This window comes from Endozoicomonas sp. ONNA2, from assembly GCF_024606365.1.
In the GTDB taxonomy this organism is placed as follows: domain Bacteria; phylum Pseudomonadota; class Gammaproteobacteria; order Pseudomonadales; family Endozoicomonadaceae; genus Endozoicomonas.
The window spans coordinates 1-1,398 of record NZ_JAHHPO010000342.1 but is presented as its reverse complement, the minus strand read 5'-3'; the positions used below and the strand labels follow the sequence as shown (position 1 = coordinate 1,398).

1 protein-coding gene is annotated in these 1,398 nt (G+C 45.6%); it reads right to left on the bottom strand.

Annotation, left to right across the window (positions count from 1 at the left end):
* Window positions 1-326: 326 nt before the first annotated feature.
* Window positions 327-1,256: an OTU domain-containing protein gene (locus tag KDK14_RS06230; protein ID WP_257264153.1), complete on the bottom strand. Its 930-nt coding sequence runs from the start codon at window positions 1,254-1,256 to the stop codon at window positions 327-329.
* Window positions 1,257-1,398: the final 142 nt, after the last annotated feature.

Here is a 1,398-nt window from a genome sequence, read left to right as displayed (position 1 = left end):
TTTTGTGTAATACCGTCCATATTAGGAAAGTTGTTTTTAGACAATTCCTAAGTGAGGTTTCGGATGGCAGAGGGTCCTGACCATTGAGTGGCGTCCCTGATCATCTTCGGTACCTTGGCTAATAGCGCAGGCTGGAGAACTGATGGCGGTATTGCTGCCTATTAGGTTATTCATAAAAACTCTGACAGAGTGCTGTCTCTGAATGGTTAGAAGGGGTTAACGGGGACCAGCAACTCACCGTAAAGTGCCGGTTAAGTTGCACAGTATCACTCGTGTTTAAGAATTCCTGATAAGCCGGTAAACAGGGAGAACAGTGACACGGTTCATCAGGATTCATCCCAGTCAGAATCATTGGGAGATTCTGATTTATCAGGACTGTCATCGATTACCACGCGCCGTTGGTCCATTTCTCTCGCTATTAGTTCGGCTATTGTTGGAGGAAATTCTGTTGAACAAGTTAGTCTGGGTTGCTGGCATTCATTTGACGTAACTCGTTCGGGTTTCTGATTCCGGGACGTTTTCACCGTGTCACTTGCCGCATTAACCTGTGAACTTCGAACAGCCTGCCGTTGAGGGCGCAACTTTTCCCTTTGCGCACGACTGGGCTTTGGTGTTGTTGTTGATGATAGTAATGGTGGTGGTGGGACTACTGAAGGTGATGGCTCAAGTGGCTGATATTCATTTGAGGAATTCCGCACGGGTTGCTGGTTCCCGTTAAATCTTTTCCTGCCTGTCATGTAGTGCTTGCCCTGCGTATCGAGCAGAAATAATTCTGTCTCAGGGTCTTGGCTCATTACTTCAGACAATGTTTTTTTTGGATACTCTTCAAGCTCACCTTCAGGGCCAACCACGCTGAGTACTTTTTCTTCATCAAGATCGCAAACAACGATCCTGCAATTTTCAGTAGCTGCCATCAGGCGAAGATCAATTTGTTCGGCATAAGTTCTCGAGTGCCTTAACTGTTCAATCTGCTCCCTAAAAAAAGAAATACGTGCCGCATCAAATTGCAGCTTACCTTTGCCTGCCAGGCATTTTTTTCCCTCAAGGTAGGATCGTTCTCTTAACTTCATAATGCTGGTATCACTCCTAACCTTGGACATACCATCATAAAAACAATTACCATCGCGAACCGTTGGAACAAACTCCCGGTGGTATTTCTGTAATATGGCTGCCGTTTTTTGCTCTTGTTGGCATACCAGCTCACCTGGTGGTAGCTGCTCAACTGCCCCCCTGGTTGGCGGGGTGGAATTATTCATACGGTTATTAGGTGATGACTCAGAAGGCTGATTTTCATTTGAGGGATTTTGCCCGGGTTGCTGCGGCATAAGTTTGTCGATGGCTATGGAATTGTCTAAAAACAACTTTCCTAATATGGACGGTATTACACAAAAAAATGTA